The 351-nt window shown below is 39.0% G+C and carries 1 protein-coding gene; it reads right to left on the minus strand.

Going from position 1 to position 351, the window contains the following annotated elements; translation table 11 throughout:
• Nucleotides 1-292 (minus strand): ArpU family phage packaging/lysis transcriptional regulator (locus STRDD10_RS10155; RefSeq protein WP_331709938.1); only part of this gene is annotated, 292 nt, incomplete at its 3' end.
• Nucleotides 293-351: the final 59 nt, after the last annotated feature.

The following is a 351-nucleotide window of genomic DNA, read 5'->3' on the forward strand; positions in this document are numbered from 1 at the left end:
TTTTACGACAATACCGTTCAATCAAAATTCTACAATACTCTAAATCCGACAAACTATTAATCGCCTCCGCCATCGCTTCAAGCTCCATCTGTGCATCGACTCTACGAACAACCATCATCTCTGTTGCTTTATTCACCCCACCACCGGAAGACTTCGGTTCAATTGAGTAAGAAGCAGTTACTTTAGGGCAATATGCTTCACCAGCAATACGGGCTAATCGTCTATATTGTTTTAATATCTTATCCGCATTTTTCGTTGACAATCCAACACAAATATCTGTCACCAATTGCATGAACCGCCCTCCTTTTTATGATATAATAGTATCATTAGTTAACATTAAGGAGTCAGTCA

The organism is Streptococcus sp. DD10, assembly GCF_001578805.1.
Lineage (GTDB): Bacteria > Bacillota > Bacilli > Lactobacillales > Streptococcaceae > Streptococcus.